2 tRNA genes, 4 rRNA genes and 1 pseudogene (1 of these 7 cut by a window edge) are annotated in these 7,196 nt (G+C 43.1%); all 7 read right to left on the bottom strand.

Annotated features, from left to right (window positions below):
• Window positions 1-108: 108 nt before the first annotated feature.
• Window positions 109-2,870 (bottom strand): 23S ribosomal RNA (locus tag EG346_RS02825).
• A 158-nt stretch (window positions 2,871-3,028) separates the two neighbouring features.
• Window positions 3,029-3,102 (bottom strand) — tRNA-Ala (locus EG346_RS02830).
• An 86-nt stretch (window positions 3,103-3,188) separates the two neighbouring features.
• Window positions 3,189-3,262, bottom strand: a tRNA-Ile gene (locus tag EG346_RS02835).
• Between the two features lie 218 nt (window positions 3,263-3,480).
• A 16S ribosomal RNA gene (locus EG346_RS02840) occupies window positions 3,481-4,997 on the bottom strand.
• Window positions 4,998-6,447: 1,450 nt separating this feature from the next.
• Window positions 6,448-6,687 (bottom strand): annotated as a pseudogene (locus EG346_RS02845) (transposase); the annotation flags it as partial.
• A gap of 227 nt (window positions 6,688-6,914) precedes the next feature.
• A 5S ribosomal RNA gene (rrf, locus tag EG346_RS02850) occupies window positions 6,915-7,022 on the bottom strand.
• Window positions 7,023-7,179: 157 nt separating this feature from the next.
• Window positions 7,180-7,196: ribosomal RNA gene (locus EG346_RS02855) — 23S ribosomal RNA — on the bottom strand (it continues 2,745 nt past the right edge of the window).
• Together the 16S, 23S and 5S rRNA genes with 2 tRNA genes alongside form the textbook arrangement of a ribosomal RNA operon.

Raw genomic sequence — 7,196 nt, forward strand, 5'->3', positions numbered from 1 at the left:
ATGTCTCTTATCTACTATCTTTATATCTCTTGTCTGGTTTATCGATAAAAACACTCACAAAGACAAAACCTTTACTGCGCATATAAAACTTGTTATACAGTAACCATAGGCTATAAATCTACGGGTAATTAGTACTACTCGGCTATGACATTACTGCCTTTACACCTATAGCCTATCAACGTCGTCATCTCCAACGACCCTTAAAAGATGTCTCATCTTGAGGCGAGTTTCGCACTTATATGCTTTCAGTGCTTATCTCTTCCAAACGTAGCTACTCAGCGGTGCTCCTGGCGGAACAACTGATACACCAGAGGTTTGTTCAATTCGGTCCTCTCGTACTAGAATCAAGCCCTCTCAAACATCTAACGCCCGCAATAGATAGAGACCGAACTGTCTCACGACGTTCTGAACCCAGCTCGCGTGCCACTTTAATGGGCGAACAGCCCAACCCTTGGGACCTTCTCCAGCCCCAGGATGTGACGAGCCGACATCGAGGTGCCGAACCTCCCCGTCGATGTGAGCTCTTGGGGGAGACTAGCCTGTTATCCCCGGAGTACCTTTTATCCTATGAGCGATGGCCCTTCCATACGGAACCACCGGATCACTATGTCCTGCTTTCGCACCTGATCGACTTGTTGGTCTCACAGTCAAGCACCCTTATGCCATTACACTCTACGCACGGTTACCAAGCGTGCTGAGGGTACCTTTGAAAGCCTCCGTTACTCTTTTGGAGGCGACCACCCCAGTCAAACTACCCACCACGCAATGTCCTTCTAAAAGAAGTTAGGCTCCAAGTAAGTAAAGGGTGGTATTTCAACGTTGGCTCCACGAACACTAGCGTGCCCGCTTCAAAGCCTCCCACCTATCCTACACATTACTTACTCAAAGTCAATACGAAGTTATAGTAAAGGTTCACAGGGTCTTTTCGTCCCATTGCGGGTACTCGGCATCTTCACCGAGACTACAATTTCACAGAGCTCATGGTTGAGACAGTGCCCAGATCGTTACACCATTCGTGCAGGTCGGAACTTACCCGACAAGGAATTTCGCTACCTTAGGACCGTTATAGTTACGGCCGCCGTTTACTGGGGCTTCAGTCAAACGCTTCGCTTACGCTAACGCCCTTCCTTAACCTTCCAGCACCGGGCAGGTGTCAGACCCTATACTGCATCTTTCGATTTTGCAGAGTCCTGTGTTTTTGATAAACAGTCGCCTGGGCCTTTTTACTGCGGCCACCATTGCTGATGGCGTCTCTTCTCCCGAAGTTACGAGACTATTTTGCCTAGTTCCTTAACCATGATTCACTCTAGCACCTTAGGATTCTCTCCTCGACTACCTGTGTCGGTTTTGGTACGGGTTGCTTCACTTCGGCTTTTCTTGGAAGCACTTTCCCTACAACAACTTCGCCCGAAGGCTAGGTCTTGACTATTCCGTCAGTCTCCAGTAAGTACGGCACTCCGTCCCCTTTTTAGTGTGAGCAAGTATGGGAATATTAACCCATTGTCCATCCACTACCCCTTTCGGGTTCGCGTTAGGTCCCGACTAACCCTCAGCTGATTAGCATGGCTGAGGAAACCTTAGTCTTTCGGTGAGCGGGTTTCTCGCCCGCTTTATCGTTACTTATGCCTACATTTTCTTTTCTGTACGCTCCACAATACCTCACGATACTGCTTCGGTGCAAACAGAATGCTCTCCTACCAGATATACCCAAAAGGTATAAATCCATAGCTTCGGTACTCTATTTATGCCCGATTATTATCCATGCCGGACCGCTCGACTAGTGAGCTGTTACGCACTCTTTAAATGAATGGCTGCTTCCAAGCCAACATCCTAGCTGTCAATGCAGTCCAACCGCGTTGCTTCAACTTAATAGAGATTTGGGGACCTTAGCTGTTGGTCTGGGTTCTTTCCCTCTCGGACATGGACCTTAGCACCCATGCCCTCACTGCCGTAGAACATTTATTAGCATTCGGAGTTTGTCAGGAATTGGTAGGCGATGAAACCCCCGCATCCAATCAGTAGCTCTACCTCTAATAAACTTATATACGACGCTGCACCTAAATGCATTTCGGAGAGTACGAGCTATCTCCCAGTTTGATTGGCCTTTCACCCCTACCCACAGGTCATCCGAAGACTTTTCAACGTCAACCGGTTCGGTCCTCCACTCTGTGTTACCAGAGCTTCAACCTGCCCATGGGTAGATCACAAGGTTTCGCGTCTAATCCTGCTAACTAAGCGCCCTATTCAGACTCGCTTTCGCTCCGGCTCCGGACCTGAAGTCCTTAACCTCGCTAGCAAAATTAACTCGTAGGCTCATTATGCAAAAGGCACGCCGTCACCCAACTTGTGGGCTCCGACCGCTTGTAGGCGTACGGTTTCAGGTTCTATTTCACCCTTCTATTCGAAGTGCTTTTCACCTTTCCTTCACAGTACTTGTTCACTATCGGTCTTTCAGGAGTATTTAGCCTTGGAGGATGGTCCCCCCATATTCAGACAGGATTTCACGTGTCCCGCCCTACTCATTTATCATCAAAATATGCCTTTCATATACGGGGCTATCACCCTCTATGGCTGTTCTTTCCAGAACATTCTATTAAACATATAAAGACTTTTGGGCTAATCCGCTTTCGCTCGCCGCTACTTACGGAATCTCTTCGATTTCTTTTCCTCAGGGTACTTAGATGTTTCAGTTCTCCTGGTTTGCTCTCTAATTAATTAGAGTGACATGTCTTCAACATGCCGGGTTGCCCCATTCGGACATCTGCGGATCAATTCGTGTGTGCCAATCCCCGCAGCTTTTCGCAGCTTACCGCGTCCTTCTTCGCCTCTGAAAGCCTAGGCATCCGCCATACGCCCTTAACGATTTCTTTCCTATTTTTGGTTACTCAAGCGCTTATATGCGCTCGGTTTTTTCTTTGTGATATTTTTACCGTTAATGTCAATGATCTTAATGTCTTTTCTTCTGTCTGATGAACGAATATTGTTTTTTGGCTCTATCCGTAACTTTTAAATCAAACTTCCAAAACTGTGGAGAATAAGGGAGTCGAACCCTTGACCTCCTGCGTGCAAGGCAGGCGCTCTAGCCAGCTGAGCTAATTCCCCCTCTAGTAGACTAAGAGAGTCAAGATGCTAGATTAAAGATTTACATCTTGGCTCTTGCCTCTTTCATCTTCCCGTCTTATAATTAGTAGTCTCGGGCAGGCTCGAACTGCCGACCTCTACATTATCAGTGTAGCGCTCTAACCAGCTGAGCTACGAGACTGTCTTTTAGACTAACAGTCCTAGATCCTAGATACAAGACTTTTGCATTCGTCTTGGTTCTTGGCTCTCGGCTCTTGTATCTCTATCCCTATACTAATTTCTAGTGGGTTGTGTATTTTTATAATATATAGCAACCAAATAAAAAACTAAAGCTTTACTTTAAGCAGAATCAATGTACATTGCTGTACTAATTTTGTTTAACGTCTTTAAGACGCTCTAAAATGAGATGTTCCAGCCGCACCTTCCGGTACGGCTACCTTGTTACGACTTAGCCCTAGTTACCTGTTTTACCCTAGGCAGCTCCTGTTACGGTCACCGACTTCAGGTACCCCAGACTTCCATGGCTTGACGGGCGGTGTGTACAAGGCCCGGGAACGTATTCACCGCGCCATGGCTGATGCGCGATTACTAGCGATTCCAGCTTCATAGAGTCGAGTTGCAGACTCCAATCCGAACTGAGACCAGCTTTCGAGATTTGCATCACATCGCTGTGTAGCTGCCCTCTGTACTGGCCATTGTATTACGTGTGTGGCCCAAGGCGTAAGGGCCGTGATGATTTGACGTCATCCCCACCTTCCTCTCTACTTGCGTAGGCAGTCTCACTAGAGTCCCCAACTGAATGATGGCAACTAGTGACAGGGGTTGCGCTCGTTGCAGGACTTAACCTAACACCTCACGGCACGAGCTGACGACAACCATGCAGCACCTTGAAAATTGTCCGAAGAAAAGTCTATTTCTAAACCTGTCAATTCCCATTTAAGCCTTGGTAAGGTTCCTCGCGTATCATCGAATTAAACCACATAATCCACCGCTTGTGCGGGCCCCCGTCAATTCCTTTGAGTTTCATTCTTGCGAACGTACTCCCCAGGTGGCTAACTTATCACTTTCGCTTAGTCTCTGAATCCGAAAACCCAAAAACGAGTTAGCATCGTTTACGGCGTGGACTACCAGGGTATCTAATCCTGTTCGCTCCCCACGCTTTCGTCCATCAGCGTCAGTTGTTGCTTAGTAACCTGCCTTCGCAATTGGTGTTCTAAGTAATATCTATGCATTTCACCGCTACACTACTTATTCCAGCTACTTCAACAACACTCAAGACTTGCAGTATCAATGGCAGTTTCACAGTTGAGCTGTGAGATTTCACCACTGACTTACAAATCAGCCTACGGACCCTTTAAACCCAATAAATCCGGATAACGCTTGCACCCTCCGTATTACCGCGGCTGCTGGCACGGAGTTAGCCGGTGCTTATTCGTATAGTACCTTCAGCTACTCTCACGAGAGTAGGTTTATCCCTATACAAAAGAAGTTTACAACCCATAGGGCCGTCGTCCTTCACGCGGGATGGCTGGATCAGGCTCTCACCCATTGTCCAATATTCCTCACTGCTGCCTCCCGTAGGAGTCTGGTCCGTGTCTCAGTACCAGTGTGGGGGATCACCCTCTCAGGCCCCCTAAGGATCGTTGACTTGGTAGGCCGTTACCCTACCAACTATCTAATCCTGCGCGTGCCCATCTTTATCCACCGTAGTTTTCAATATCAAATGATGCCATATGATATATTATGGGGTATTAATCTTCCTTTCGAAAGGCTATCCCCCTGATAAAGGCAGGTTGCACACGTGTTCCGCACCCGTGCGCCGCTCTCAGTATCCCGAAGGAAACCTACCGCTCGGCTTGCATGTGTTAGGCCTCCCGCTAGCGTTCATCCTGAGCCAGGATCAAACTCTCCATTGTATGTTTTTCCTGACCCACTCAAAGTTTTTTTTACGCTTTAGTTTTTTTCTTACTTGGTTGTATATTGTATGTCAATGATCTTTTTTCTTTCCGCAAAACATAGAGAAGCTTTTCTGTCGTTATGTTCCCTATTTGCGGTTGCAAAAGTAATTATTTATTTCTAAATGACAAAATGTTTTCCAAAGAAAATTTAAAGTTTTTTAAGTAACCTTAACCTCTTGACAAACATCCGTCCTTACTGCTTCTGCGCTCCGTTTAACCGGACTGCAAAGATACTAAAATTTTTAAATCCCACAACTTTTATTTCTAAAAATTAATCAGATCATTTTCTAGCTCCTATAAAGCTTTTTCATAAATAGTATCGCTTACCTAAAAGCTCTTCTGTGCTACTAAACAACTCTCGTTTTTCAGTGGGGCAAAGATAACAACTTATCACAACGCAAAACAAACTTATTTAACATAAAATTCATACAGCACTCATAATGGGGATAAATACACCCGTAAGATTTTGATTACTAATTATTTATTTAAATAGTGGACTTATCCACAAGGGACATAGATCAATAATAAAAGGAAGGCAAGGCTAAGAGAATGGGATAAATGTAGACTGAGCAGTTTTTAAGAAGACGTAGATCCTGGGGTACAAAATATCATATCCCACGGATGACTGGGATCGCACAGATTTTTTTTAAGGTGATCAACTAAAGCTTTAACCGATTAACTGGATTTTGATTTAATGCTTTAAGTCAAAATAAAACGTAATAACCAAAAGTCGGTAAGCTATAAATGCTAAAATATAAATGATCGTGGAATATTTCCTGTAGATTGAATACATCAGGAAGATCTTTTAAAAAAGTTATATAAAAAAAGCTTTAGGGTAAACAAGCTTTACACAAAATTAGAAGTATTGAAGGAAAAGCATCATTATTTTCAGATACAATTCTATACCAACGTTTAGTTTTTTTTGAAAATTATTTTTATTGAAGAGTTAATACATCTCGTAAATTGACTAATTGAATAAATACTTATCTGAACAAAAATACAAATATAACGATCATGCTGATTGTGCAGAGTCGGAGGCTTTAAGTGTAGATATCAAAATAAGGAGGGAATAATATAAGGCTAATGAATAGCCTTAAGGTTTTAGCTTACAAAGTAGTTAGTTCTATTTTATTGATTTAAGTTTTAGTCAAAGCCTTTCGTGGATAGATTTATAGAAATAGGGCTACAGCCCGTCAGTATTGAAGAAAAGGCTTGAACCATGCTAATATATGTAGCCAATTATTGTAAGTAGTAGTAGTAGGTTTTAAATAAGATACTTTGATTTTTACAATGAACTGGAGATTTGCAATTATCTGGGATAGATAGATATCCCGGCCATTTGCGCTTATTGCTTATCAAAGAGGTAGTGTCTCACTAACTGTGTAAGTTGAAAAGTTAGGCTTGGATTTTATAATCTGAGCCTTTTTTCAAAAATAAGGATAAATTGGTTGAGAACAATGCCCCAATTTTGGATAGGCATCGTCCATTTTTTAGTAGCTTCTTTTAATGCCAGATACACTGATTTCATTACGGCATCATCGGTAGGAAAAGACATTTTATTTTTGGTGTATTTTCGGATTTTTCCGTTTAGATTTTCAATTAAATTAGTTGTATAAATGATTTTTCGGATCTCTAAAGGAAAATCAAAAAGGTAGTATCTCACTACCATGATAAATGATGAATGATAAATGATTTGTGGCGGTGGTCTATTCCCTCTCTTATCTCTTATCTCTTATCTCTTATCTCTTATCTCTTATCTCTTATCTCTTATCTGTTGTCTCTTGTCTATTATCTCTTGTCTATTATCTTTTCTCTTTGGGGTATATCACAAAAAAAAGTCTCATACAAATAAAATGTATGAGACTTTTAAATAAAAACTGGCGGCGGCCTACTCTCCCGCTTTCGCAGTACCATCGGCGCTGGTGGGCTTAACTTCTGTGTTCGGAATGGGAACAGGTGAGCCCCACCGCTAAAACCACCCTAAAGGCTTTATATAAGACGTGAGATTTGTAGACCTGAGACTCGAGACTTTATGTCTCTTATCTACTATCTTTATATCTCTTGTCTGGTTTATCGATAAAAACACTCACAAAGACAAAACCTTTACTGCGCATATAAAACTTGTTATACAGTAACCATAGGCTATAAATCTACGGG

Origin of the sequence: Chryseobacterium carnipullorum, from assembly GCF_003815695.1 — a bacterium.
Taxonomy (GTDB): Bacteria; Bacteroidota; Bacteroidia; order Flavobacteriales; family Weeksellaceae; genus Chryseobacterium; species Chryseobacterium carnipullorum.